This is a genomic window from Methanosarcina sp. 1.H.T.1A.1 (assembly GCF_000979295.1).
Lineage (GTDB): Archaea > Halobacteriota > Methanosarcinia > Methanosarcinales > Methanosarcinaceae > Methanosarcina.
Genome location: NZ_JJQY01000129.1, coordinates 1 through 26,405, shown reverse-complemented (window position 1 = coordinate 26,405; position 26,405 = coordinate 1). Strand labels below are relative to the sequence as shown.

Genomic DNA, 26,405 nt, shown 5'->3' with positions numbered 1-26,405 from the left:
AGTTGTTGATCAATTCTGAAAAAACGAGTGCATCCCCCATGTTGGAGGAAAATGAAAAGAGATTCTCATGTTCACGGTTTTCAATAACTCACCCCCACGACCGAATTTTGAGCTAACTATTATTGATTTCTTTGGCATGAAAGTACTTTATTTGAAAATACTATGATTTGAAAAGTACTATGATTTCTTTTTGCCTGTTATTTGAATAATTTCATGTTTTTTACTAAAAAACATAAATGAAGTAAAGACTGACAATCAAAAGATTAAAACTTCAAATTGAAGTTTGCAAAAACGAGATTTTGAAGATTAAACTTTAGGATTTTTAGGATTTTAGTAATTTTAGGATTTTAGAAATTTTAGGATTTTAGAAATTTTAGGATTTTAGAAATTTTAGGATTTTAGTAATTTTAGGATTTTAGTAATTTTAGGATTTTAGTAATTTTAGGATTTCAGTAATTTTAGGATTTTAGTAATTTTAAGATTTTAATAATTTTAAGATTTTAGTAATTTTAAGATTTTAATAATTTTAGGATTTTAGTAATTTTAAGATTTTAGTAATTTTAAGATTTTAATAATTTTAGGATTTTTATAATTATAGGCTTTTTATAATTATAGGATTTAAATATTTACTTTTAGTATTTGGTTTCCAGATTAAGATATAAAGTTACGTTTTTTGAAAGATTAAGGTTAAAATTTAGGTTTTAGATTGGAATGTAAAAAACTAAAGTTTCGTCGAAGTTTTGAAATTAAAATTTCACTTGAATTTCAAGATTGATTTATTCTGGAGGAGTCTTATTGGTTATATGAAATATTGAACTGATAGAATAAGATATTTACAAGACCCCTTTATTTCCATTGGAAAGTATATATACCCCCCGGACCCCATTGTTTCCACTGAAACGTGTTTGGGATTTGGAGGAACAAAATAAAATGTAGTTTTATTTTGATAAGGGAACAAAATAATGTTGTTTTGTTATAACATTAAATGTATATATACTTTGTTATGGATATGTAAAAATTAGGACTTAAAAGACATAAAATAGTTTTAATTATAGAATTTAAATAAATATATTATTTTAAACACGTTTTTATAAATATCTCTGGCAAAACATGTTGTTCCAACTCTCAATATCCTCTCCAGTAGAAATGAAGGGGTCCCTCTCAAACAAACCAATTCTTAAGGTAAAATTATCCTTAATAATTTAAGGATCAATATTTTTCATTTACAGAGAACCTCTAGACAGTCTCCAGCAATATAAAAAAAGTATGCAAAAATCATTAAATAATATACAAATTTCTTTTAGAGCTATTAAGATAAATGGTGTTTATTAATAATCTCTGAATTAATTAAACTAATCTAAAAAGTTAATCTAAGAACCTATATAATTACTTTTACTTTTCTCTCTTTTGTCCTTAATTATTCTCCTGCCTCTTCTTTCCTTTCCCTTTCACTTGATTTATTTCAAAAGTTGATGATTTTGTTGAGCATTTCTCAAAGCCCTTCTTTTATTTTAATTTTTTCTTGCTCTTTTTTTTCTTTCTTTTTTCCTTCTTTTTTCCAATCTCTTTTTGTTTTCAGTTCTTTTTTCGTAGTTATTCAACCTATATAAATCAGTCTATTGATATTGTTTTTGTCGAATAAGGGATATATTACTAATTTACATAAACTGAGAAAACACAACCAATAGCCAACAATTAAAGAAAATCAATTCACAGAGCTTTGCTTGTTGGATCTTAATAAAGATGGCTAATGATGTTGTTTTGCTAAGGCTAAACAGTTATCTTTTTTCCTTGTTTTTCAATTTTTCAAATCATTCCACTATTTCTATTTTCTTTTAACCATATTCCTTTTTGTTTATATTTTATTCAAAGATATCCATAATTACTGACTAATTAAAGCTATTTTGGACTTTTATAAAGTCCAGGAGATCAATTTTTAGAGGTTTATTCCATAAGTCTTTTAAATAAAACTGGTTTTACTTTATCTATATGAATGTGCAGGGTCTTTCTGAAAGAGAGATATTTTCCTACCTGGAAAATGCAAAGTCAGAGGATACGGATTATTATCGGGTTTTAAGTTCAATGTGTACTCACCCTCATAAGATCGCAGCCGAGGCTCACAGGCTCTTTATTGAGGCTAACCTGGGTGATACCGGGCTTTTTGCCGGAGCCCACAGGCTTGAGCAGGAGGTTGTCAGGATGCTTGGGGAGCTTCTTCATGCTCCTTCAATTGATGTTCCTTCCGGAGACTCATGTGAGAGTTCGGTTTGCGGTTACCTTACTACAGGAGGTACCGAATCCAACATTCAGGCTGTAAGAGGAATGAAAAACCTTGTGACCGCAGGAAAGGAAGGGTTGAAAGGAACTCCAAATATTGTAATTCCTGAATCGGCTCATTTTTCTTTTGATAAGGTTGCCGACATGATGGGTATAGAGGTTAGGAGGGCTTCACTGGATTCGGAGTTTAAGGTGGACCTCACTTCTGTTGAAAGTCATATAAATGCAAACACCATAGGACTTGTAGGGATAGCAGGAAATACTGAGTTTGGCCAGGTGGATCCTATTGACGAACTCTCGGAAATAGCTCTTGAAAACGAGATTTTCCTGCATGTTGATGCGGCTTTCGGAGGTTTTGTAATTCCTTTCTTCGAAAAACCCCAGCCTTTTGATTTCAAAGTGCCAGGCGTTACTTCCATTGCTATAGACCCCCACAAGATGGGCCTGTCCACAATCCCGTCAGGTGCCCTGCTTTTCAGATCCCCTTCTTTCATGGATTCCCTTAAGGTAAATACTCCATACCTTACCACAAAGTCCCAGTTCACACTTACGGGCACCAGGAGCGGAGCCTCAGCTGCCGCTACCTGCGCTGTCATGAAATATCTTGGCCATGAAGGTTACAGAAAGAATGTGCAATACTGCATGCAGCTCACCGTAAAGCTAGTCACAGAAGCTCGAAAAATCGGTTTCGAACCCCTGCTTGAACCCGTAATGAACGTAGTTGCTCTGAAAGTCCCTGATCCTGATCTTGTCAGAGAACAGCTTCTTGAAAGATTCGGCTGGAATGTCTCAATCACCCGCACACCAAGAGCCCTCCGTCTAGTCCTTATGCCGCATAATACCCCGGAAGACATCGAAATATTTTTGCAGGATCTTAAAAAAGTGACAGCAGAAATTTAAAGTTACTGCTTTTTATTTTTATTCTCACTTTCGTTTTTTTCAGTCGAATACCACACAGCTTGCTGCAGGGTGCACCAGCGAAACTTTGATTTTTTTTTCCTGTTTTCCTTTTCCCCGTTTTTCAATTTTGCGCAAGCAAATATCTATAGTATTATTGCTAAATAGTAAATAGGATCAGCTACGCTTAATAATGAATTTAAATAATTGGGGAGGGAATTAGCTGATTTTTTTGTTTAATAAAAAACCTGGAACTTTTACGAATCACAGCTTTTTAACCGGAGCTTTTTAACTGGAGTTTTTTGACTGGTATTCAGGAATATACGTTTCATATATGTTTCACATATATTTCATCTAATTTCATCAAGTGTCTGTATTAGTTGAGCTGATAGTTGAGCTGATCCCAAAACTCAAAATTTGCTTCTTTGGATCTCGTATTTAAGTAACAAATCGAGCTTCTGATTATGAAAGCAATCCTGAATAATTCTGATAATTAACATTAAAACTGGGTTTTGGGATGAACTCGTTAAATAAAGGGGGCCTTTTAATTCATGAAATCTGCACTGAAAATCGGAAGCGTACTGGGCATACCTATCAGACTGCACATAACCTTTCTTTTAATACTTCCCATTTTTGCATATATTTTTGCAATTAATCCATATCCTTATGGCTTTCAAGGGGTTGAGCCGCCTGCAACAAAATATGCACTTTCGACTCTGACTGCAATCCTGCTTTTTGCATCAATCCTTTTGCATGAGCTTGCGCACTCATATCTGGCAATGCGCTATGGAGTCAATATTGAAAGCATCACACTCTTCCTTTTCGGAGGAGTTTCTTCAATGGAAGAGATGCCAAGGGATCCCGGACAGGAAGCAAAGATGGCTTTTGCAGGACCTCTAACGAGCCTGATTATAGGGGCTGTCTGTCTTTTCATATATGGGAATATAATTGCGCCAAATCCTTCGTTTTCTGAAAATCCCGTTTTTCTGACAATCTGGATTCTTGGCGTCATGAATATAGTGCTTGGCATTTTCAACCTCCTGCCCGCATTTCCAATGGACGGAGGCAGGTTACTCCGTGCTTTCTATGCAAGGAGAATGTCTTATGTCAAAGCTACGCAGAGTGCAGCTGCCGTAGGAAAATTTTTTGCCATCCTGATGGCGATTTTCGGCATTCTTGTAGGAAACCTCTGGTTCCCTTTGATTGCTCTCTTTATTTATGTTGGTGCATCCGAGGAGGAACGCTCCACTCAGGCATCCGTAACTCTAGAAAATGTTCTGGTAAAAGATATAATGACAAAAGATGTAGTTTCAGTACCTTCTTCCATGAATGTTGAAGATCTGGTTCATTTTATGTTTGAGAAAAAGCATATGGGTTATCCTGTAATAGAGGGGGGCGACCTCAAAGGGGTTGTGACTTTTACCGATATCCAGCGCGTTTCCACTCTTGATCGCCCTGTAACACGGGTCTCAGATATTATGACCAGAGATGTCATATCTATTACTTCGGATGCACGGGCAAGTGATGTCCTCAAATTGGTTGCATCTAAGAACATAGGAAGAGTTCTGGTCATTGATAATGGGTCTCTTGTAGGGGTACTTTCCAGAACAGACCTGGTCCGGACACTGAGGCTCAGATCAGAATGATGCACCAAAAAAATTCCTTTTTGGAAATGTTCATCCGAAGAAAAGTGTTCATCCGAATACAGTTGTTCATCCGAAGAAAAGTGTTCATCCGAAGAAAAGTGTTCATCCGAAAAAGGATTGCATACACACACTGAAAATCTTTAAAACTAAATAAAACTAAATTGTTAAAGAAAACTGTAAAAATAGCAAAACACAAATTTCTGGCAGGTAATCACACGACTACTTATCTGCCTGTGCTATATTTTTTTACAATTTAATTATATCATGTTTATGATCTGGTTATTTTAAATGTATAGTTTTATATCTTTGAAGTATGGTTTAACTTTAGATGTATAGTTTTATATCTTTGAAGTATAGTTTAATATCTTAGATGTGTAGTTTAATATCTTTGAAGCATAGTTTGGTATCCGGCAATTATAATTTAGTTATCTCACGGTATAACATAACTTATCTCATATTCAGATCCTTACAAATTGGCTATGTATAGGTTGGTTATGATGTATAGGTTGGTTATGTATAGATTGACTTTTACAGATCAGTTATTTTACAGATCAGTTATATAACATGTGTAACTTATTTAATGTGTATGGCTTAATTATACTATATATTAAATTACCTGTGTGCTAAACCATTCACATTATATCTTCGAATTCGCGGCAGTAAGTGTTTAAAATTCGGACGTATAATGGATAAAGGTATAATGGATAAAGTAACGTATTCTGGCAATGGGCTTGAAGGTAGAGTGATGTACTCTGGACAGCAGTACATAGCAATACGGTGAAATGCTCTGCTCCATACATTTTTATCCATCATTTCTAATATGCCGCAACAGAGAGACTGATAATGGATAGGTCTAAAATTACAGATTCTCAGGACAAGGATCCTGAATTCAATTTTCATAGTTCATCTCAGGAGTCAATATACTCTATGGACAAACTTATAACCGAATCCGCGGAAGATAATGTTTCTGTCGGAAAGTCTAAGCTTTCTGATTCTTCAATCAACAAGCCAGAGGAAACCCGGGCTTCTGTACTGCCATCTGTAGCAGAAGCCGGAGAGGTCGAAGTGAAGCTCGATATAAGTTCCGAGTTTATTGCGGAACCTCTTCCTGATTCAGCTTCGGAACTTTCAGTTCCTTCTTCTTTCCAGCCTCCGTCTCAGGATGGGATCAATCCGGCTGCCGAGTTTCAGCCTTCAAAGGTTGTGCTCATAGGTACGGCACATGTTTCGGAAAAGAGCGTGGCTGAAGTCAGGGATACTATCAGGAAACTTAAACCCGATATCGTAGCCATCGAGCTCTGTCGGGCACGTTATGATTCTCTGAAAGGAAATATCCAGGAGACGAATCAGCTTCCAATAAAGGAAATTCTCACTGAAGGAAAAGTATACTTTTACCTTGTCAACTGGCTGCTTGCCTATGTGCAGAAAAAAATCGGTGAAGACATGGGTGTAAAACCCGGTTCTGAGATGATTTCCGCAATCGATGAAGCAGAAGCATTAGGAGCCAGAGTAGCTTTAATTGACAGGGATATCCAGGTTACGCTCCAGCGTTTCTGGGGCCGCATGAAATTCCTGGAGAAAATAAAAATGCTTGGTTCTCTCATAGGCGGCCTGATAGGAATAGGAAAAGGAGCCGAGATCGATATCGATCAGATGACTCAACAGGATGTTGTCACAGCCCTTGTCAGTGAGCTCAGAGAATTTGCCCCAACTGCGGCTGAAACTCTCATAGATGAGCGGGACGCATACCTTGCAGGTAGCATCCTCAAGGTGGCTGCAGGCGGAAATAAAACTATTGTTGCAGTGGTTGGAGCAGGACATAAACCAGGAATAATTAACTACCTGAAAAACCCAAAGAGCATTCCGCCACTTAGCACTCTTATGGAGATTCCGAAGAAGCGCATTGGAATCGGTAAAATTATCGGTTTTGGAATCGTTGGTCTCGCGCTTCTGGTTTTTTTATTGCTCCTCGCATCGGGCACCCCCCTGCACCTCCTTTTGATAGCTTTCGGATGGTGGTTCCTCATTAACGGGGTCCTGAGCGCAGCCGGCGCCCTGCTGGCAGGAGGACATCCATACTCTGCCCTTACAGCCTTTTCGGTTGCCTGGTTAACCTCTCTGAACCCTATGATGGCTGCAGGCTGGTTTGCAGGTCTGGTAGAAGCAAAACAGCGAAGTCCAACCACTGACGACATTAAAGCCCTTGCAGGGATAGAAACTTTCAAAGAAATGTTCAAAAACCGGTTCATGCGTGTTCTTCTTGTGGCCAGCTTTGCCAATATCGGAAGTATGATAGGTACTTTCCTTGGAGCATATGTAATGATACAGGTTACAGGTCTTGATCCGAGGGACATTCTCCTTTCCGGATTCAGTGCTCTCGGACTCTGAAAAACAGTTATCTGATAGCGGGATTACGTCTTCGCTTTCCATGACTTTTTCCAGAACTTTTTCTTATTTTTTACTGCTTATTAGCACGAAAGGTACTGTTATTTGAAAATCTTTTACAACTCACACTTTTCTTTCCTGAATAAACTCTTCGTAGTGCATATAATCCACTTCCAATGGAGGATAAGGTGAATTGCCACAAGAATTGACATCAGGATTCCAACTCTACTATGTATCCAGATCCAGGTAGCTTTCGTTAGCCCCATGTACACCAGGTATCTACCTCTTTGAACCCCCGAAGGTATGAAAAAATACATGAAAAGACCTGTACCTGCGACTCCAAAAAACAGCGTTGTCAGGGCAAGGTCTATTAAATAATTGGTTTTTTTGTCTGTTCATGTTTCCACTCTCATTTTGTTTCTCCGAATCTGAAAAGTAACTTTCTTAATCCGAAAAGTAACCCTTAAAAACTAGACTTCTAAAGAATGGACCTTATAAGCTTACTTTAAACTTACTTTATGCTTACTTAGTAAATTTTTCCGGAACAGTAATTCGGTCTGGAAAATAAAAAGGTATGCGATAAAAGGTATGCGATAAAAGGTATGAGAGAAAGATGGAGAAGTACGTGAAGAACAGGTATGTGAGAAAAATATATGGAAAAAAAAGAAATGGATTGATAAAAATAATTTTGATTGATAAAAATAATTTTTAAACTCAAGAGAGCTTGTGAAGTCTGAAAAAAAGAAATGGAATTGTTAAAAAAAGAATTTTTGAGCTCAGAAGAGCTCGTGAAGTTTGAACTGATACTTACCCAGTTTGCCGCCGTAGTTGCCTGCAGAAATCTTCTTGATTCCGGGGACAGTTACCGCAGCTTCTATTCCAGCTTTCATGGCTGCTTTTATGCTCTCTTCATCAATCCCATTGATGACGATTTCATAGACAGCATTGACATCAGCAGGAATTTCGGTGTTTTCCACTTTGTCCTTTATGGAGGGGCAGAACTTTTCATTTGCAGTAGCTTTCAGGAATTTGTACTTGTTTGCTCCGGCCTTGGATCCGCTTGAGACAATGCCGCCCGGGAATGGGGTAATTGTGCCTTCAAGTTCCGTAATTGCATCAACAGCAACCTCGGCTGCAGTCAGGGCGCTCATCTGGGAGTCTCCGAAGATAAAGAAGTTTCCGCCTGCAATTCCGGCTACTGCTCCTATATTTTCTTCACTCACAAAGTCTCCTTCCATGATCGGGACTTTGTATACTTTGCGGCCTGCAATCTGGGCCTCGGACTCCATACCGTCTCCGAAGAATTTGAGTTTAAAGCCAATATTAAATTGCTTCTCAGCGTCAGGCAGCCCGTTAAAGACTGCAGTTGTAGGAGCTGTAAGTACGCACTGCCCTATCCTCTCAAGCAGCTGTTCTTCAAGAGCTTCGTATTTGAAAGTACAGATCTGGATATAGACTCCAGGCCTTCCGTCAGGGGTCTCGCTGGGGCTTGCGAACCTTTCAATTCCCGCCTCTGCAGGGCACATTATAACTGATGTCCCGAAGCCGGTGGCTTCAGTGGCTGCTACCTGTGCCCAGCGCTTTGTGACTGCTGTTATGAGCACCCTTGAAATCTTGATCGGAAACGCTTCTGCATATGTATCTTCAATTTCTACTCCATTGATTTCCATGAAAATCCCCTAGTTTACTTTTCATTATTAATTATTATAATATCCAGGCTTGACATCTGTGCTTGAAATCTGCTACAAATTAGCATGTTTTAGCATATTCTTAATCCAGCACAGTCCAGCATAATGCATTATTTTCTTTTAGCCTGCTTTAGATATTTTTGAACTATTTATGCTGTGTTCGTGCTGTGTTCGTGCTGTGTTCGAATTGTTTCTGCTATGCTGGTTGTTCATGCTCAGTTGGATTGTTTATGCCGTACAGAAAAAGTCACATAATCGCAGCGTTACTTAATCTCAGGCATACACTTAAAGTTTTATGGTACTTTTATTTTCGATGGTTTAATTAATCGGTTAAATCGGTTTAATCGATTAGCTAATGAATGTCTATTATAATATTTATATCAAATATATAATTTTTCAAAGAAAAGAACTTAAAAAAAGTTGAGTATTATGTTAGGATGAATCAGAAAATAGAATTAGGAAATACGTTCTGCCAGATAAACCATAAATAAATTGTAAAGAAAATTTTAAAAACGAAGGTCTTTTTAAGGATTTTTATTAGTTTTTAAGGGTTTTTATTAGTTTTTATTAGTTTTTATTAGTTTTTATGGGTTTTTATTAGTTTTCATTGTTTTTCATTGTTTTTCATTGTTTTTCATGGGTTTTTAAGGGTTTTTAAGGTCTTTCTTATTCTCATATTACTTTATCCCCTCTGAGAACTGTCTTTATGAGGAGGTCGCCAGTAAAGGTATCAAATATTATTGTACGTCCATAGTTTTTCCCTATATCTTCAGCTATGATTGACACTCCCAGTTTTGTCAGGGTTTCTTTCGCACTCTTTATGTTTCTCTCACCTATATTCATGTGTGAGTTTTCGAACATGCTTGCTCCCCCGACAATTTTTGCTTCAAGTTTTTTTCTGGAACCACCTTTTTTTATTATTTCGTCCACCAGGTACTCTATTCCTGCGTCTGTAAATTTGGCGGGATTATCCTTTATCCTTGCTTCTTTTATATTCGGAAGCATGGTATGGAGAAGGCCTCCTATTTTTTCCTGCCTGTCATAGAGGGTTATTCCCAGGCAGGAACCCAGTCCGGAGGTTTTAATTTTTACAGGACTTCTAACTATTGCGCAGTCCCCTATACCCACCATAACTATGCCTGAATAGGCCAATCTGTAAAAACCTCCTGATGATTTGCTCATAATTTTTCATAATTTGATGGTTCATATTCGGTACAGGGTGTTTGATCAATCATTGAATTAATTTTTTTTAATAGATGGTTCAGAGATTCCGGATCAAGTAAAGTCAATATATTTCCGTTAATTTTATTTTCTTTTATGAGGAACTCTGCATCAAGTATAAGTGCAAAATCTGCTATGCAGCTCATCTCTGTAACTGCTGAATTGAAAATGGAGTCAGACATATCATATGCTGCGTAAGGTGTTGAAATAGAAAGACTGAGTTTCAAAAATTTCGCAAGGGAAGTTATGTAGGTTCCTGCCAGGATATGGCTAACTTCTTCAATTAAAGACAGGTTCATAGGATTTGTCAGGTCCCTTTTTTCTTCTTCACCTGAGAGGGTCAGGCAGAGACTTCTTGCACTGTTTTCAGGAAAAAAGACAAGGATATAACCATTGAGATCATCTTTGATACGCATTAATGTACCTAGTACCGGTAACTCTGAAAAGCCTGCTATTTTCGGTATATTTTCGATTAATCCAAACTTCGTATCGAGAACTCTGGTACAGACAAGACTGTTTACGAGTCTGGAAAGAGAAACAGCTGAGTTTCCGATCCCTATGTTTCCTATCTCTTTCAGTGCTCCGTATTCAAATTCGCTCAAGCTTCTTATCTTTTCCATGAATGTCCCCTTTAATTCTCTTCAGGCCTTTTAGATCTTTCAGGACTTTCAGGTCTTTTGGTCTTTTAGATCTTTCAGGTCTTTTGGTCTTTCAGGTCTTTCAGGTCTTTTAGATCTTTCAGGTCTTTCAGGTCTTTTAGATCTCTTTAATTATTCTAAGTTTCTTTTATATACAGTCGTTCTCTTGCATTGTAAGGCTTAAAACGGTTTGAGGCGGTTCCCAGCAGTGTTTCTGCTTTTCCTATCACAAAGAACCCTCCTCTGTTCAATGCATTATGAAAATTAAGCTGCAAATGTTCCTGAATTTCTTTTTTAAAGTATATCATGACGTTTCGGCAGATTATAAGGTCAAAATGGTTTGTACAGGATTCTGATATCATATCCTGCCGTTGAAAACGTATCATACTTCTTAACTGGTTGGAAACCTGGTATGTCTCCCCCTGCCGTACGAAATAGCTTTTTATTATACTGGCATCCACATTTTTAAGCACATTTTCACGGTAAACCCCTTTTCGGGCTTTTTCAAGGCTGAAATTGTCAATATCAGTACCTATAATGCTTATTCTATACTTCTCGAAGTCTCTTCCAAGAACTCTATGCAGCAAAATAGCAAGAGAATAGGCCTCTTCTCCTGTTGCACAGCCTGCACTCCAGATACGGATTGATTTTACAAGTGAATCTGATTTGGATTTTATCAGAAAGGGAATAACTTCTTTTTCAATTACTCCAAAGGTTTCCGGGTTTCGGAAAAACTCACTGACGTTTATGGTAAGGGTTTTAATGAGATTCTCATGTTCTGCTGAGTTCTTTTTCAGCAGCCTGAGGTATTCTTCGTAATTCTCTGAATTGGTAGCTCTGACCCGAACGTTAATTCTACGCCTGAAATGGGCTTCTTTATATTGCTCACAGTTAAAACCAGTACTTTCCGTAATCACTCTTTTTAATAGTTCAAATCCCGGGTCTTCCTCGAGATTTCTGCTCGCCTTTATTTTATCTTCAACTATCTGTCTTCTCTCTCCGTTTACTTTTACTGCTTCTCTACTTGCTTTTATTCCATCTTTACTTCCTTCTACTCTCTCTTCATTTCCTTTTATCCCATTTTTACTTCCTTTTACTCTCTCTTCATTTCCTTTTATCCCATTTTTACTTCTTTTTAATCTCTCCTCATTTCCTTTTATCCCATTTTTTCTTCCTTTTATTCCTTCCTCACTTACGTTTATTCCACCTTTATTCTTCATTCATTTTTATCCCATTTTTACTTCCTTTCACTCCTTTTTCACCTGTAATTTCTCTGCTGAAGATTATTACTGGCATTATTAGTCCCTTGAATTAAGATTTCAGATTATGGAGTTAACATCAAGAATTAAAATGACACTCCCGTCTCCCATAATTGTTGCTCCTGCAAATCCCCGGGTTTTTTCCAGCAGCCTGCTTTTAAAATTTTTTATAATCACTTCCTGCTTTCCAAGCAGTGAATCTACAACGAGTCCTATATATCGTCCGGCTTTTTCCACTATAACAATGATCAGACTTTCTTCTTTCTGGACAGCAGGCAATTGAAACAACTTACGCAATCTCAGGAGAGGGAGCGCTTTTTCGTCTATCACAATAACCTCTTCACCCCTAATATGCCGGACTTCTTCTTTCCTGACTGAGATGCTTTTTACTATGCTGGTGAAAGGAATCGCATATCTTTCCACTCCGACCTTTACAAGCATAGCCTGATAAAGAGCGATTGTTATGGGCAGCCTCAGTTCGAACTTCGAGCCGGATCCGGGGTTTGATTCTACTTTTACGGACCCTCCCAGATGTTCAATCCGGTTCTTTACAACATCCATTCCAATTCCTCTGCCTGAAAGATCTGTGACTGCGCTGGCAGTACTGAGTCCCGGTGCAAAAATTAGCTGTATTGCTTCTCTTTCCGAAAGCTGTTCAGCTTCCCCCCTTGAAATGAGTCCTTTTTCCAATGCAGCTTTCCGGATTTCTTCTGTGCTTATTCCTCTTCCATTATCTTCTATTTTGATAAGAACATAATTTTGCTGCTTTGAAGCTGTAATCATTATAGTGCCGCTTTCCTCTTTCCCAAGCTCCACACGTTCCTCGGGAATCTCTATTCCATGGTCCACTGCGTTTCTTAACAGGTGCACCAGAGGGTCTCCGATTTCTTCCATAATAGCTCTATCGAGCTTGATTTCTTTTCCCTTTATTATAAAGTTAATTTTTTTATTTTGCGCCCTTGCAAGATCCCTTATCATTCTAGGAAAAATATTGGTTATATGATCCAGAGGAATCATTCTGATCTCTAACACTTCTTCCTGAAGCTCCCTGGTTAACTTCTGAAAATCGGAAAGTGCAAGCTCCAGATCCTTTGATTTCGATTCCCCCGTAAGCTCTTTTACCCTGCTTCGATTGATTACGAGCTCACCAACAAGATTCATCAGTTTATCTAACTGTTCCGTGCTGATCCTTGAACTCTGTATCCTTGTAACCCGTGTCTTTGAATCCTGTGTCTTTGAATCCTGTGTCTTTGAATCCTGTATCTTTGAATCCCGTATCTCTGAATCCTGTATCTTTGAATCCCGTATCTCTGAATCCTGTATCTTTGAATCCTGTATCTTTGAATCCTGTATTCTTGAGTTTTGCATATTTTTTACTTTGAAATCCAGTCCAGAGTAAGTAAAGCTTTTCTTTTCTTTTAGTTCCTCATTTATACTTTCGAGTTTCTTTTCTTCTTCTCTTTCTTCTTTTTCCTCTACTTTTTCCTCTATTTTTTCCTCTATTTTTTCCGCTATCTTTTTGTCTGCAGAAAAGGACTCGAATTCACTTTTTAAAGGGAGAACTTCTTCTGAGAAATTATTTATATTCCTGAGAGTTTTCAGGACTTCTACTGCATCAGGATAAGACTTATTACCTTCACTTCTATCGTTTTTTCTCTCTACGGTTTTACTTTCCATGCCCTTGCATACATTTTCAACAAGTCCCTCCAGAGCATCCAGACATTCGAAGATGATATCAATTAAAGAAGAATCAAGGGTTAGCCTTCCCGTACGGAACCTGTCAATAAGGCTTTCCATCTCATGTGTTAGTTCGACAATCTGCTTGAACCCCATGGTCGCAGCCATGCCTTTGAAAGTATGGGCTGCACGGAACATTACATTCATCTGCTCCATATTTTCAGGGTTCTGTTCGAGCTCCAGCAGGGAATCACTGATCTCTTTTATATTTTTCTCAGATTCCGATCTGAAAATGCCTATATATTTTGACATATCCATGATTTTCCCTGCCTTTTATAGTCCTGAGAGGTACCCGGATTTCCGAAATGTTTTAAATTTTTTATCTCTCTTTATTTATCTCTCTTTACTTTCTCTTTACTCTCTCGTTGTCTTTTTTCCTTTGTTTTTTGTCTTATTTTTACTTTTTACTTTTCCGGTTAATTCGCTTTTTCAGGCTAATCTTGCGGTAAACAAAAGATATTCTATCTTTAACTTCATTCTAATATTCTGATAATTTCTTCAGCCATTCTGTCCAGAGGGAGCACGAGGTCTGCCAGGTTTCGCCTTACTATTTCTCCGGGCATTCCGTATACCACACATGAACTCCGGGCTTCTGCGATTACTTTGCCCCCCATTTTTTTAATCTCTTCAGCTCCATCTGCTCCATCGCAGTTCATTCCTGTAAGGACAAGGGAAATTACTCTGGAGCCGTAAACCGGTGCAACTGATCTGAAAAGGACATTTACTGAAGGTCTGGACCCCAGTTCTTTAGGGCTGCAAGATAAATGTACTACTTCTTCTTCAAGGCCGTTTACTTTATTTCGTACAATTTCCATATGATAATTACCCGGGGCTATAAGCACAGTTCCTTCCTCTACTCTATCCCCTTCCTGTGCCTCTTTTACCCTGAGAGCTGACTTTTCATCAAGCCTTTTTGAAAGAGATGCTGTAAAACCCGGAGGCATGTGCTGTACTACAAGAACTGCAGCTGGAATCTCAGCGGGAAGTGAGCCTATAAGTTTTTCCAGGGCCCGTGGGCCTCCTGTGGACGCACCTATCGCCAGTATATTTCTCACAGAGGTTACTTTCTCCAGAAGCCTGTTCTCTTTCTTCTCCCCTTTCTTTTCCTCTTTCTTTTCCTCTTTCTTTTCCCCGTTCTTCTCCTCTTTCTTTTCCTCTTTCTTTTCCCCGTTCTTCTCCCCTTTTTCCGGATTCCAGGGTTCTAAATCTCGCATGCACTCCAGGTTTTTAAGGTTAGCTTTTGTAGCTATCCTGACTTTCCTGCAAATTTCCTCTGCCATTTCAGGCATGCTCTGACTGAGAACACCTGAGGGCTTTTCGATTACATCCACTGCTCCGTACTCAAAAGCTGTAAGGGTAATCTCTTCAGCTTTTTCCCCCAGAGCTGACACTATTATTACAGGAGTCGGATATTCTTTCATGATACGGGCAAGAGTCTTAAGACCGTCAAGAACAGGCATTACATTGTCCAGAAGTACTACATCGGGCCTAAGTTTCTTGATTTTTTCAAGACCGTCCTTTCCGTTGACTGCCGTTCCGATAACCCTTATCTTCGGGTCTTCTTTGAGAATATCGGAAAGAACCTTGCGAATTAAAGCAGAATCATCTACTATGAGTGCGCGGATAGTCATCTCAAGCACTTTTTTGTTGAATCGGTTTATTTAAAACTCGTTTTTATTTAACTCAAGTATTTCGATTCACTCTGTCTTGATCCAGAACTCAGTTACGTAATCTAAAAACTAACTGTTTAATCCAATAATTGAATACTTAATCCGGTAATTGAATGCTTAATCCATAAATTAGATATTTAATCTAAAATTAATCTAAAATTAATCTAAAATTAATCTAAAATTAATCTAAAATTAATCTAAAATTAATCTAAAATTAATCTAAAATTCAGATCTGTAATTAGAATCGGACGCTTAACTTAATGCTCTTCAGTTAATTTGGCTCAGCAATTTTTTTGATTACATCCAGCATGCCATCTGGCTCAAAAGGTTTTACTATGAAACCCATGGCACCTATTTTAATAGATTCCGTTATCAGAGCCTGCTGCCCAAGAGAAGAGCACATTACCACTTTTGCATCAGGGTCCATTAAAAGAAGTTTTTGCAATGCCTCTTTCCCATCCATATCTGGCATTATTATGTCCATTAGCACAAGGTCAGGTTTTACCTCCAGGTATGTCTGAATTGCTTCTTCTCCATCACCTACCTCAGCAACCACCTCGTGTCCGTGCTTTAAAAGAATGTCTCTGATTACCATCCGCATAAATTCGGCATCGTCCACGATCATTACTCTTGCCATCTATTTGCCTTCTTTTATTTTTTATTAAGTGAGTGACAATATCTTTGTGACAATGTCTTATGTGGCGATATTTGTTCTACTGTATATTTGGAACCGCCCTGAAGTTATCTGACCACTCAATTTCATTTTTGAGAATACTCAGAGTTTCAGAATAATAATGAATTCTATTGAAGCAGTCAACTGAAGGATTCCTATTGAAGCAGTCAACTGAAGGGTTCCGATTGAAGCTATTAATCAAATAACTTTTATCAGAGTACACATAAGGTTAACGCAATTGATTAACGCAAGTTTTTTTGCTAACGTAAGTCTTTTTTGTTAATATAAAAAAGTATATGCGAGACGTGCTATATTAAACTTTTTTAATTATCTTTCGCAAATTATCTAGCTTTAAACCCGTCTCTATTTTGGAATGGTTGCATGTTAACAAAACGTTTCTAAAAGTTTGTTAAGTTTTAAAAATCCTATTTAAATTATCAGGGTCTGTTACTGCATAGAATAAATTCTACAGGGTTGGATGTGCTTGTTTTCATACCATGCGTAGAATCAACTTTTCCTGGGGACACATCAATATAATATAAAATGTTTTCATCTTCACTTTATATATTAAAACAGTGGTATAAATATTAATAAATAACTTTATATTCTACGGGAATTCATATTATCTTTATTAAGTCGGGGAATTTACTGCTATCTGCTATATCGTTATGTAAAGGATCAACACTGGGAACTGAATGTCTTCTTTTTGTCACTGAAATCCACTTATTTGGTGTTAAAATTTAGTTGTAAGTGTTTGAGTGCCAGCCTGCAAATTCCAACCGATTTGCCTTCAAATCTTACAAATTATGTTCAGAAATGTAATATATAATGGAAATTTGCTTGCGATAGAAAATTTATCAGGGTATTTAATAGAATTTTTTCTAAGATAAGTAAGGATAAAATATTCCATATAATTAAGCCGTTTATCTGTTCCCACCAGTAAAATTCGTTTCACAAAATAACCCCCTATAAGAACGATATCTCTGTAAGAACGATATCTCTGTAAGAATAGCATCTCTGTAAGAAGGATATCATTCAGAGAATTCTTAAGCAAGCACAGGAGTTGATCAAATGCCTGAAATCCTGATCGTTGAGGATAACCTGCTTAACCTTGTCATTGAAGCTGACCTTCTGAAATCATGCGGATATGATCCGAAGAAGGCAAAAAACGGCTTTGAAGCGCTGGAAGTTCTCAGTAAGGTCAAAGTTGATCTTGTACTGATGGATATGGAACTTCCAAAGATGCATGGGCTTGAACTGCTTCAACGGATAAAATGCAACCCTGATACACGAAGCATAAAAGTGGTTGCTGTCACAGGACATTGTGATCCTGAAAGTGAACAGGAATTCCTAAAAGCCGGATGTCATGCTGTCCTTTCCAAACCCATAAATTTTGATATTTTTGGATCGCAGGTCAAAGAGTTCCTTACAGTAACGAGTTCTTCACTGAATTTTCCTGAGTAATATCTCCAGAAGGAGTATTCTTGATGAATGCCGAACCTCCAATTCTCCTATTATTTGAGGTTCTTACTCTTTTCAAGAATCAGGAAATTTATGAATTCTTAAATAATCTATATCAGGAAATTTATGAATTCTTAAATAATCTATATTGAGCACTAGTTGGGAAATCTGGATAAAGACCTTTTACAGGCGTTTATAGCTTTCTGCCCTTTACAATAAGTATCTCCGTGGGTTATATTTCGGTTGCAGGAGAGAAAGGGCGCAAAGGCGAAGAAGCTGGAATCACGGGTGAAAAAGATGTACAAAAGCACAAAGATGGGGCATGTGGTGATAGGATTTGCCCTTCTCCTCGTTTTGATCTTTTTTGTAGGTTATACGGGTTATCAAGGCATGAACGAAGTCGAGGAGAAGAGCCGTGCTATCCAGAATATGACTTTTATCATGAATAATATGCAGGGCGCCCTGCAAGCAGAGGAAAGCTACATTATTCACGGCGATCCTGCTTACAAAGAAGAAGTTTATTCCCATCTTAACCTTGTGCCCACACAGGCAGCGATATCCAAAGAAATATACATAGGCTACATTGATCCTGCGAACCGCGACCGGATGGATTTAGTTCTTGCAGCTTCCAGCGATTTCAGGGAAGCTTTTGACAGATATGTTGAAGCAGATGACGAACAGGCAGATGTGAGAGATAATCTTACTATATACAGTGAAACTTTACTAAAAAACGCAGACGAGCTTTCTAAAAATCAGATGACTCAGTACAGAGAAGAGTTCGATAAGGGCTATTCAAATGAAACTCTCGAGAAAAAGTTCTCCAACGCCGAGAGCGCTCAGAGGATCATTGTATTGACAATGAAAGCCAGAAACGAGTATCGAAATTATGCTATGAGTCCTGATCAGCAATATGCAGATAAGTTTGATACTTTTATGGAAGAGATTATTGAACTTTCTACAGACTTGAACGGGCGAATGGAAAGGCCGGAAAATATTGCTGCAGGAAAGGAAATACTTACAAGTGCGGAAAATTTCCAGGCCGGTTTCGAGCAGTTTAAGGCTCTGGAAGAAAGAAAAACGATCGAAGAGAAAAATATGACCGATATAGCTGCGCAGGTTGGAGAAGAAGCTACAGCTGCCAGTGCTGACCAGAAAGAAAAACTGGATACACTGATCGTGAACTCTATAAATGAGATCTTTCTGGTCACTTTTCTTTCAATGCTTATTGGTGCTTTCCTTGTTTTTGTGATTTTGAACATCTACAGAAAGCCTATCTACGAACTTCTTGAAGCTGCTGACAGGATCTCTGAAGGAGATCTTGATGTTGATATTAAAGGTTCCTCGAGAAGCGAGATCTTCCAGCTTTCAGAGGCTTTTAAAGCAATGGTTGAAAACCTGCGCAGCTTGATTAAAGAAATTCAGGGAGGTTCACTGCGCCTTGCCACACTTTCGGAAGAAATGTCTGCCTCTTCCGAAGAAGTGGCATCTGCATCAAGGAGAATTTCAGAAACCGCAGCTGAAATCTCTAACGGGGCAGAAATGCAGAGCACAAAAATTGTTGATATAACTCATGCAATGCAGGATATGACCCACAATATTCAGGAAGTTGCGGATAACACCCAGAAAGTTTCTAAAAGTACAAATCTGGTGAATGATACCGTTCGTAATATCGGAAACGTTTCCAGAGATGTCCTGGTAAAGATGGACCTTATCAGTTCTTCTGTTGATGAAACTGAAGTTGTTATCAAGGAACTTGACTCCAAGTCTCAGCAGATCAATGAGATCATAACGCTGATAACCAGAATTGCAGACCAGACCAATATGCTTGCACTGAATGCCGCAATTGAAGCCGCAAGGGCAGGCGAACACGGCAGAGGATTCTCTGTTGTAGCCGATGAAGTCCGCAAACTTGCCGAAGAATCCGGAAGCGCAGCCAAAAATATTTCCAGGCTGATTGATGAGATCCGGGAGAGTATCAGTGATACAGTGGAAAGCATAGAAGCAAGTAAAAAGAATGTGAAGAACGGCTCAGTATCGGTTAGTGAAGAGGTTGAGATGGTTACCGGAATCGTCTCCACAATCAATGAAATCACAAATATGATAGAAGACGTTGCAGCTGCTACAGAAGAACAGTCCGCATCCATTGAAGAAATTACCTCTACACTGGAAGATATCTCCTCTATATCGGAGCAGTCCGCTGCAGGCACCCAGGAAACTGCCGCAGCTCTTGAAGAACAGAGTGCCTCAATGTCTGAGCTTGCCAGCATGGCGAATGATCTCTCTTTGCTTGGGGAAAAGATGAAAAAAGCCACTGAAAAATTCAGGCTTGGCAATTCAAAAGGAGAGCCCGAAAATATTGCTGACTAAATACGGTTGGCTAAATATGGCTGGCTAAATACGGTTGGCTAAATATGGCTGGCTAAATACGGTTGGCTAAATATAGAGGGCTAAAATCCTTAAATTGGCCTGAGGGATTAAAATGTTTGAGGAAACAGCAATAAAGGAAGATTCTACACTTCCAGAAGAATCGCTTCAGCTGGTGGTGTTTGAACTGTCAGGAGAAGAATTCGGAGTCGATATCATGCAGGTCTCCGAAATCATCCCGATTTCAAAAATCACTCGCGTTCCTCAGGCGCCGGAATGCATAAAGGGACTAATTAACCTGCGAGGAAAAATTATCGTAGTAATAGATCTCAACAGGCGCCTTGGTTTCAGCTCCAAAGAGAGGGACAGTCTGTCCAGAATTATTATAGTGGAAGTCAGGGATACAATTATAGGAATGCTTGTAAACTCCGTAAGTGGGGTGTTGAAACTGCCTATTACTTCTGTTGAACCGACTCCAGATATGATTAAATCGAAAATTAATGCAGAATATCTGATCGGAGTCGGGAAAAAAGGGAACAGGCTTCTTATCCTCCTGAACCTTGCAAGGGTACTTGGAGAAGAGGAAATTGACGAACTCAGCCAGCTTTCTTCTTCTTCTTCCTCTTTCTCTCATTCTTTTGAGCAACTTCCGGAGGGGGATATTTAAAAATTTATCCTTAAGATCTGACTGATGAAAACTATCTATTGTCGATAATTCATTGTTTATGATTTCAGAAGAATTTTATGATTTCAGAAGAATTTTATGATTTCAGAAGTGATTTATAGCTTCAGAAGAAATTTAAACGAATATGCACCCTGTCCTTATTTTCCTTTTCGCCCTTATAGCCATACTGCTTCTTACAGCAAAACTCAGGCTTCACCCTTTCCTTAGCCTTGTCTTTGTATCTCTTTTCATAGGAGTGCTTGCAGGAGAACCTATGGGGGCAGTTGAAGCGGTAACTAAGGGACTTGGTAATGTTTTTTCCCGTTTTGCAATCATTATCACCAGTGGTAGTATCATCGGACTTCTGCTCCAGAAGAGCGGTGGAATGTCTTTAATAGCTTCTGACATTATGCGTTTTTCCAGAAATCCCCTGCTTGCCCTGAACATTCTTGGTTTTCTTTTTTCCGTGCCAATGATGTGCTATATCCTTGCCTATGTCATCTTTATTCCGATAGCAAAAGAGTTGGCTACCAAGCTTAATTACCCCCCCATTTCCACTGCAACTGCACTTGCACTCGGGGCTGTTGCCTCATTTAATCTGGTATATCCTTCCCCTGTAATTATTTCGGCAGCAGAAGAACTTTCAGCAAATACGGACACACTCATTCTTCTGGGATTTTTTATCGCTGTTCCTACTTCTACTGCAGGTTATCTCTACGCCAGAAGATTGGGGAAGACTGAAACCGCCAGAGTTTCCGAACACGATAATCAGGGACAAGCTCAGCCAGAATTTACAGAAATTACAGAAACTCCACAAAAGGAGAAGACAGGAGTAATGCAGGAAAAAGGTATCGAAGTGCAGAGAAAAGATGGAGTACAAAGGAAAGATGGAGTGCAGGGAAGAGATACTGGAAAGTCAGGCAGGCTTGAAGCTTATGCACCAATCTTTCTTCCTTTGCTTCTGATCCTTTTCCAGGCTGGCTTTGAGCATCCCTCTCTTCTGTTTTCTTTTCTGGGAAACCCAAATGTTGCCCTCCTTATAGGAGTTCTTCTCTCCATTTTTTCCAGCAGGGCGCTGGGGTTGGAAATGGTCAGGACCCTGGTTGAAAAAGCCGTAAGGAGAAGTGGTGTTGTCCTTCTTGACCTGTGTGGGGGAGGAGCTCTTGGTGCAACTCTTGCCATGACAGGAGCAGGAGAAGCCCTTGGCAGGTTTTTCCTGCAGATTAACCTTCCTCACATCCTTGTTCCTTTTCTTGTTGCAGCAGCCCTTCAAACCGTGCAGGGGTCAAGGGTTGTAACAATGCTTGTTGCGCCATCCCTTTTGCTTCCTCTGGTTCCGGAACTTGGGCTTCCTGCGGAGATTCTGATCCTTGCAATGGCGTCAGGTACTTTCGTGATTTCGCATGTCAATGATCCATTCTTCTGGATTTTCGGAGAACTGGCAGAACTTGAACCCTCCGAGGTTTTCAGGGCAAATACTCTCGGGGGCGCTCTGATGGGCGTGGTAAGTTTCCTGCTGGTTTCCGGAGTGTATGTTTTCTTCTACTGAATTTTCTCATACCTGCTAGTTTCGCTAGTTTCATACCTGCTAGAGTTCTATTCTTGCCGGTTCTTTCATATTTTTTATGTTTTTTATACTTACTGAGTTCTTCATACTTGCCGGTTTTTTATACTGGAACCTAATTTCTTCGATTTTAATGCCTTTCATTTTTTGCCGGAGATATATTCCGGTGAGCTCTAAGTTTGATATACTACAAATATAACTTTGTAATTTGGTACATGACAAACAATAAATACCAGTTTTTTATATTTATCTATATGAATGAGCAAAATTATCCTGATTTTACGGGCCTTGAGCTCTCTCCGAGAAAGGCAGATTACCTCAAGTTTATTTTTGAAAAAAGAGGCACTGTAAAAACTACTGAAATTTCCTCCTGCCTGCAGGTCGACCCTTCAACAATAAGCAAGACCTTAACTGAACTTGCAACTGCTGGCTACCTGAACCATGTTCCATACAGGGGTGTGGATCTGACAGAAATGGGAAAGGCATATGCAGAATTTCTTGTCCGGAGACACAGGATTTTGAGTCTTCTCTTTACTCATTACGGCCTTTCGACGGAGGATGCATGTGCTGAGGTTTCTCGCTTTGAAGCTTTTGTTTCCAGGGATGCGGTAAACAAAATCTGCAACTCAATGGGTCATCCGATGGTCGGGGTATGCGGAGAAATAAGCCACGAGAAATGCTTTCATGAGGAGCATTGTCATTAATTGCCAGCATGAATGGGGAGTTGAATAAAGCCTTTGATCCGGTTTTGAGATAAAGTTGGGTTAACCCCAAGAAATCTTGTATATGAGTTAAATTATTGGGTATATGCCAAATTTATCTTCATTATTTCATCCTTATTTCATCCTTATTTCATCCTTATTTCATCCTTATTTCAGTCTTATATCAGTCCCTTCCAGAAATGAAACTGATTGAAGCAATGAAGTAATAATGAAAGTGAAAAAACAGGAGCTCAATTATGAAATTAAAAATCATACCTATATTAGTACTTTTGATTGTTGGTCTGAGCATTTTTATCAGTGGGTGTACAGATGCCGGCGATTCCGGAGATAATAAGACTAAAGAACAGGAAACTGAAATGTCAGGAACGGACGAGCCCATAACAGTTGCCGTAAGTGTTGTTCCCCTGGCTGAATTTGTAGAAAAAGTCGGAGGAGATAAAGTAAAAACCGTTGTCATTATCCCTCCCGGAGCAGATCCTCACACCTATGAACTTTCTCCAAAGGAAGTCCAGGAAATTAGCAAAGCCAGCATGTTAGTGACAGTCGGGGTTGGTATGCCCTTTGAGAAAGTCTGGATTGACAAATTCGAGACCATGAATAGTGGCACTCTGATTGTAAATTGCTCCAAAGGGCTCGAACTGAGAGAGCTTGAGAAACATGATGAAGAGCTTGAAGCCGGGAACAAAGAAGAAAGCGATGAGGATCATGAAGGACTGGATCCCCACATCTGGACATCTCCTGCAAACGCAAAAATGATGGTCGAAGATATTTATGAAGGACTTGTGGAACTAGACCCTGAAAACAAAGCTTACTATACTCAAAATAGAGATGCTTACCTTGAAGAGCTGGATGCTCTGGATGCGAGGATTCGGGAAAAGCTGGAAGGAAGCGAGGAAAGAAATTTCATGGTTTATCATCCATCCTGGGGATATTTTGCCGCAGATTACGGGCTTACTATGATTCCTGTTGAGGTTGAAGGAAAAGAGCCGAGTGCGCGGGATCTCGCGAAGCTCATAGATCTTGCAAAGGAAAAGAAGGTCAAGGTTATCTTTGTCCAGTCTCAGTTCAGCCCGCGGAGTGCGGAAGTTGTAGCTCAAGAAATTGGCGGCGAAGTTGTGGCTGTTGACCCTCTTGCAAAGGATTACATTGCAAACATGGACAACGTGTCCGATGTCTTTGCCAGAAACCTTGTGTAAAATCAGTATTCAGGTTCTATAGCTAAATATAAAAAGAACATAATTCGGGATAAGATAAAAACGATAGTCTGAAGGAAGGGTAATGGAGAAGGTTATAGAGCTAGAGGATGTCTGGGTCCGCTACGGAAACCAGACAATCCTTGAGGCCGTAAGTCTGGAATTAAAAGAGCCCAATGGATTGCTTGGGATTATTGGACCCAATGGTGGGGGAAAGACCACATTTCTCAAAGTGCTCCTTGGGCTTTTGAAGCCCTATAAAGGCAGCGTGAAACTCTTTGGGAAGCCTCCGGAAAAAAGCAGAGACCTTGTAGGGTATGTCCCCCAGTACAAAGGTTTTGACTTTGATTTTCCGATCAGTGTCTGGGAAGTCGTCCTGACAGGCAGGATGAGCCATACGGGTTTTCTGAAAAAGTACAGTGACGAGGACAAAAAGGCTGCTGAAGAGGCTCTGAAAACAGTGGAAATGTTCGACCTTAAGGACCGGCAGATAGGCCAGCTCTCGGGTGGGCAGCGGCAGAGGGTTTTTATTGCCCGTGCTCTTGCAACGAACCCTAAACTCCTGCTTCTTGACGAACCCAATACCGGGCTTGATCCTCACATGCAGGATGAACTCTACCGACTCCTGGACAGGCTCAAGCAGGAAATGGCAGTCATTATGGTCACACATGACCTCAGTGCAGTTTCTGTCTATGTGGACAGGATAGCCTGCCTGAACCGCACGCTTCACTACCATAACTCAAGAGAAATCTCGGTTGAGGACCTGGAAGCCACCTACCAGTGCCCTGTCGAACTAATTGCTCATGGAGTGCCCCACAGAGTGCTGGAAAGGCACAAAGGGAGTTCCTGAAGATCAAGATTGGGTTCGAAAAAAGTCTCTCAAGGAGAAATAAAAAATGTTTGATCTTCTGCAATATACTTTTATACAGAACGCCCTTATAGCCGCAATCCTTGCAAGCGTTGCCTGCGGAATCATAGGCGCCTACGTTGTCGTTAAAAAGATCGTCTTCATCAGCGGTGGGATTGCCCATGCCTCTTTCGGAGGGGTCGGGCTTGGTTATTATTTAGGGATAAACCCCATGTTCGGAGTTCTTCCTTTCAGCTTGCTCTCCGCTCTTGTCATGGGCATCGTAAGCAAGAAATCTAAAATCCCGGAAGACAGTGCAATAGGCATTCTCTGGTCTCTTGGAATGGCTCTGGGAGTTATTTTTGTCTATCTTACTCCTGGATATGCCCCGGACCTGATGACCTATCTCTTTGGAAATATCCTTACGGTTCCCCGGCTTGACCTGTACCTGATGCTGGTTCTTGATATCGTCATAGTGGGTGCGGTCTATCTGTTCTATAAGGAATTTCTTTCTTTATGCTTTGATGAAGAGTTCACAACTGTACAGGGCGTCCCTACCGAAAAGCTCTATCTCCTCCTTCTCTGTATTATTGCCCTTACAATTGTTGTCCTTATCAAAGTCGTGGGAATTATCCTTGTGATCGCCCTTCTGACCATTCCTGCAACCCTGAGCCGTAAATTCACCAATAACCTGAAGCGGATGATGCTTATCTCCACTGTCTTCGGGATCGTGATCAGTGTTACCGGAATAGGCCTTTCATATGCTCTGGATGTTCCATCGGGAGCCACTATTATTCTTGTACTGAGCTTTGTATATGGGTTTGTAGCTGTCGGGATGGATATACTCGAGAGCAGGCATGTTTCGAAGAGCTGAAAACATGCCGTTGTTTTTTAAAGGTTTTTTGAACTTGCCGGCACCTCTATTATAAGTGTATTTAGTGAACATGTCTGACTGTTCACTAAAAGTTCAAAAATAAATTGAGGTTCAAAAATAAATTAAGGTTCAAAAATAAATTGAGGTTCAAAAATAAATTAAGGTTCAAAAATAAATTAAGGTTCAAAAATAAATTTTTTCTGAGATTAATTATAATGTACAGGACTCGGGCATGAGGCTCAGATATATATTCTATCATCTTTCAGTATATTACGCACTTTCCAACTTTCTTTTCGCATAACTAACTGCAACCAACTATAAAATTATATTTCGTTAGTTTTATTAAGACATAATTTTATATATGGTAAAATGCAAGAAGCCTAATTGTTAAATCAAGTTTATTTTATACGACTTCAGGATCAGAACTGCAAGATCAGCATCTCTGGAGTTAATTGGTAATGGAAAAACGGAGTCCAAAATGGAATTCAAAAACGGAGTCCAAAGCTCCATGTGAAATGCCACAAAGCCGCTTCTAGTGGGGAAGCGATGCACTTGTAGCAGGTTAAGGCAGCCTGCACAGGGCATATAGTACCTGTCTCTTATACACATCTCCGAGCCCACGAGA

General features: G+C 39.3%; 19 protein-coding genes and 3 pseudogenes. 11 read left to right on the top strand and 11 right to left on the bottom strand.

Translation table 11 applies throughout. The features are described 5' to 3' along the window. Positions 1-1,989 precede the first annotated feature (1,989 nt). The 3 genes from mfnA (at position 1,990) to EO95_RS13085 (ending at position 7,208) form a co-directional block, all read left to right on the top strand. The gene (mfnA, locus tag EO95_RS13095; protein ID WP_048135291.1) at positions 1,990-3,177 is read left to right on the top strand and encodes a tyrosine decarboxylase MfnA; all 1,188 of its coding nucleotides are present in this window, start codon (positions 1,990-1,992) and stop codon (positions 3,175-3,177) included. A 548-nt stretch (positions 3,178-3,725) separates the two neighbouring features. After that, positions 3,726-4,820: a CBS domain-containing protein gene (locus EO95_RS13090; protein ID WP_048135289.1), complete on the top strand. Its 1,095-nt coding sequence runs from the start codon at positions 3,726-3,728 to the stop codon at positions 4,818-4,820. A gap of 843 nt (positions 4,821-5,663) precedes the next feature. Further along, on the top strand, positions 5,664-7,208 hold the full coding sequence (locus EO95_RS13085; RefSeq protein ID WP_048135286.1) for a TraB/GumN family protein: 1,545 nt from the start codon (positions 5,664-5,666) through the stop codon (positions 7,206-7,208). Between the two features lie 113 nt (positions 7,209-7,321). On the opposite strand, the gene EO95_RS13080 is transcribed toward EO95_RS13085, so the two are convergent. The 10 genes and pseudogenes from EO95_RS13080 to EO95_RS13045 form a co-directional block, all read right to left on the bottom strand. Beyond that, positions 7,322-7,576, bottom strand: coding sequence for a DUF4405 domain-containing protein (locus EO95_RS13080; RefSeq protein WP_082106049.1), 255 nt, complete (start codon positions 7,574-7,576; stop codon positions 7,322-7,324). A 405-nt stretch (positions 7,577-7,981) separates the two neighbouring features. Further along, positions 7,982-8,875 (bottom strand): formylmethanofuran--tetrahydromethanopterin N-formyltransferase, encoded by an 894-nt coding sequence (gene fhcD / locus EO95_RS13075; protein WP_048135280.1) that lies wholly within the window; start codon positions 8,873-8,875, stop codon positions 7,982-7,984. A gap of 690 nt (positions 8,876-9,565) precedes the next feature. Beyond that, positions 9,566-10,075, bottom strand: a complete 510-nt coding sequence (locus EO95_RS13070; protein WP_048135278.1) for a chemotaxis protein CheD — start codon at positions 10,073-10,075, stop codon at positions 9,566-9,568. Then, a complete protein-coding gene (locus EO95_RS13065; RefSeq protein ID WP_048135276.1) occupies positions 10,072-10,734 on the bottom strand; it encodes a chemotaxis protein CheC in 663 nt (220 codons plus the stop codon). The genes EO95_RS13070 and EO95_RS13065 overlap by 4 nt, the downstream gene beginning before the upstream one ends. Before the next feature lie 155 nt (positions 10,735-10,889). Then, positions 10,890-11,972 (bottom strand): protein-glutamate O-methyltransferase CheR, encoded by a 1,083-nt coding sequence (locus tag EO95_RS13060; RefSeq protein ID WP_235283016.1) that lies wholly within the window; start codon positions 11,970-11,972, stop codon positions 10,890-10,892. 99 nt (positions 11,973-12,071) lie between these two features. Then, positions 12,072-13,190 (bottom strand): annotated as a pseudogene (locus tag EO95_RS18795) (chemotaxis protein CheA); the annotation flags it as partial. Next, positions 13,177-13,317 (bottom strand): annotated as a pseudogene (locus tag EO95_RS18790) (hypothetical protein); the annotation flags it as partial. The pseudogenes EO95_RS18790 and EO95_RS18795, both read right to left, overlap by 14 nt. A gap of 410 nt (positions 13,318-13,727) precedes the next feature. After that, positions 13,728-14,000 (bottom strand): annotated as a pseudogene (locus tag EO95_RS18785) (Hpt domain-containing protein); the annotation flags it as partial. A gap of 221 nt (positions 14,001-14,221) precedes the next feature. Further along, entirely contained in the window at positions 14,222-15,379 is a 1,158-nt protein-coding gene (locus EO95_RS13050) for a chemotaxis response regulator protein-glutamate methylesterase (RefSeq protein WP_048135297.1), read from the bottom strand. A 310-nt stretch (positions 15,380-15,689) separates the two neighbouring features. Continuing rightward, positions 15,690-16,055 carry a response regulator gene (locus tag EO95_RS13045; RefSeq protein WP_048135272.1) on the bottom strand — a complete coding sequence of 122 codons (366 nt, stop codon included), beginning with the start codon at positions 16,053-16,055 and terminating at the stop codon, positions 15,690-15,692. Positions 16,056-17,162: 1,107 nt separating this feature from the next. On the opposite strand from EO95_RS13045, the gene EO95_RS13035 reads away from it, so the two are divergent. The 8 genes from EO95_RS13035 to EO95_RS13000 all read left to right on the top strand — a co-directional run bounded on the left by EO95_RS13035 (position 17,163) and on the right by EO95_RS13000 (position 25,780). Then, positions 17,163-17,555: a response regulator gene (locus EO95_RS13035; RefSeq protein ID WP_048135269.1), complete on the top strand. Its 393-nt coding sequence runs from the start codon at positions 17,163-17,165 to the stop codon at positions 17,553-17,555. 294 nt (positions 17,556-17,849) lie between these two features. Next, a complete protein-coding gene (locus EO95_RS13030) occupies positions 17,850-19,919 on the top strand; it encodes a methyl-accepting chemotaxis protein (RefSeq protein ID WP_048135295.1) in 2,070 nt (689 codons plus the stop codon). A 112-nt stretch (positions 19,920-20,031) separates the two neighbouring features. Beyond that, a complete protein-coding gene (locus tag EO95_RS13025) occupies positions 20,032-20,583 on the top strand; it encodes a chemotaxis protein CheW (RefSeq protein ID WP_048135266.1) in 552 nt (183 codons plus the stop codon). Positions 20,584-20,725: 142 nt separating this feature from the next. Continuing rightward, a complete protein-coding gene (locus EO95_RS13020; protein WP_048135263.1) occupies positions 20,726-22,129 on the top strand; it encodes a GntP family permease in 1,404 nt (467 codons plus the stop codon). Positions 22,130-22,398: 269 nt separating this feature from the next. After that, the gene (locus tag EO95_RS13015; RefSeq protein WP_048135293.1) at positions 22,399-22,848 is read left to right on the top strand and encodes a metal-dependent transcriptional regulator; all 450 of its coding nucleotides are present in this window, start codon (positions 22,399-22,401) and stop codon (positions 22,846-22,848) included. A gap of 254 nt (positions 22,849-23,102) precedes the next feature. Further along, positions 23,103-24,062 carry a metal ABC transporter solute-binding protein, Zn/Mn family gene (locus tag EO95_RS13010; protein WP_048135261.1) on the top strand — a complete coding sequence of 320 codons (960 nt, stop codon included), beginning with the start codon at positions 23,103-23,105 and terminating at the stop codon, positions 24,060-24,062. An 82-nt stretch (positions 24,063-24,144) separates the two neighbouring features. Beyond that, positions 24,145-24,909 (top strand): metal ABC transporter ATP-binding protein, encoded by a 765-nt coding sequence (locus tag EO95_RS13005; RefSeq protein ID WP_048135259.1) that lies wholly within the window; start codon positions 24,145-24,147, stop codon positions 24,907-24,909. 46 nt (positions 24,910-24,955) lie between these two features. Next, positions 24,956-25,780, top strand: coding sequence for a metal ABC transporter permease (locus EO95_RS13000; protein ID WP_048135257.1), 825 nt, complete (start codon positions 24,956-24,958; stop codon positions 25,778-25,780). A gap of 387 nt (positions 25,781-26,167) precedes the next feature. Here EO95_RS13000 and EO95_RS18310 read toward each other — a convergent pair. Next, positions 26,168-26,405, bottom strand: a 238-nt coding sequence (locus tag EO95_RS18310) for a hypothetical protein (RefSeq protein WP_235283015.1), incomplete at its 5' end; no start/stop codon positions are given.

Excerpts from the sequence above, each read along its gene's own strand:
- EO95_RS13020 (WP_048135263.1), top strand. The coding sequence starts at position 20,726 with ATGCACCCTGTCCTTATTTTCCTTTTCGCCCTTATAGCCATACTGCTT.
- EO95_RS13030 (WP_048135295.1), top strand. The coding sequence starts at position 17,850 with ATGTACAAAAGCACAAAGATGGGGCATGTGGTGATAGGATTTGCCCTT.
- EO95_RS13090 (WP_048135289.1), top strand. The coding sequence starts at position 3,726 with ATGAAATCTGCACTGAAAATCGGAAGCGTACTGGGCATACCTATCAGA.
- EO95_RS13025 (WP_048135266.1), top strand. The coding sequence starts at position 20,032 with ATGTTTGAGGAAACAGCAATAAAGGAAGATTCTACACTTCCAGAAGAA.
- EO95_RS13015 (WP_048135293.1), top strand. The coding sequence starts at position 22,399 with ATGAATGAGCAAAATTATCCTGATTTTACGGGCCTTGAGCTCTCTCCG.
- EO95_RS13010 (WP_048135261.1), top strand. The coding sequence starts at position 23,103 with ATGAAATTAAAAATCATACCTATATTAGTACTTTTGATTGTTGGTCTG.
- EO95_RS13045 (WP_048135272.1), bottom strand. The coding sequence starts at position 16,055 with ATGGCAAGAGTAATGATCGTGGACGATGCCGAATTTATGCGGATGGTA.
- mfnA (WP_048135291.1), top strand. The coding sequence starts at position 1,990 with ATGAATGTGCAGGGTCTTTCTGAAAGAGAGATATTTTCCTACCTGGAA.
- EO95_RS13060 (WP_235283016.1), bottom strand. The coding sequence starts at position 11,972 with ATGAAGAATAAAGGTGGAATAAACGTAAGTGAGGAAGGAATAAAAGGA.
- EO95_RS13005 (WP_048135259.1), top strand. The coding sequence starts at position 24,145 with ATGGAGAAGGTTATAGAGCTAGAGGATGTCTGGGTCCGCTACGGAAAC.
- EO95_RS13070 (WP_048135278.1), bottom strand. The coding sequence starts at position 10,075 with ATGAGCAAATCATCAGGAGGTTTTTACAGATTGGCCTATTCAGGCATA.
- EO95_RS13000 (WP_048135257.1), top strand. The coding sequence starts at position 24,956 with ATGTTTGATCTTCTGCAATATACTTTTATACAGAACGCCCTTATAGCC.
- EO95_RS13035 (WP_048135269.1), top strand. The coding sequence starts at position 17,163 with ATGCCTGAAATCCTGATCGTTGAGGATAACCTGCTTAACCTTGTCATT.
- fhcD (WP_048135280.1), bottom strand. The coding sequence starts at position 8,875 with ATGGAAATCAATGGAGTAGAAATTGAAGATACATATGCAGAAGCGTTT.
- EO95_RS13065 (WP_048135276.1), bottom strand. The coding sequence starts at position 10,734 with ATGGAAAAGATAAGAAGCTTGAGCGAATTTGAATACGGAGCACTGAAA.
- EO95_RS13085 (WP_048135286.1), top strand. The coding sequence starts at position 5,664 with ATGGATAGGTCTAAAATTACAGATTCTCAGGACAAGGATCCTGAATTC.
- EO95_RS13050 (WP_048135297.1), bottom strand. The coding sequence starts at position 15,379 with ATGACTATCCGCGCACTCATAGTAGATGATTCTGCTTTAATTCGCAAG.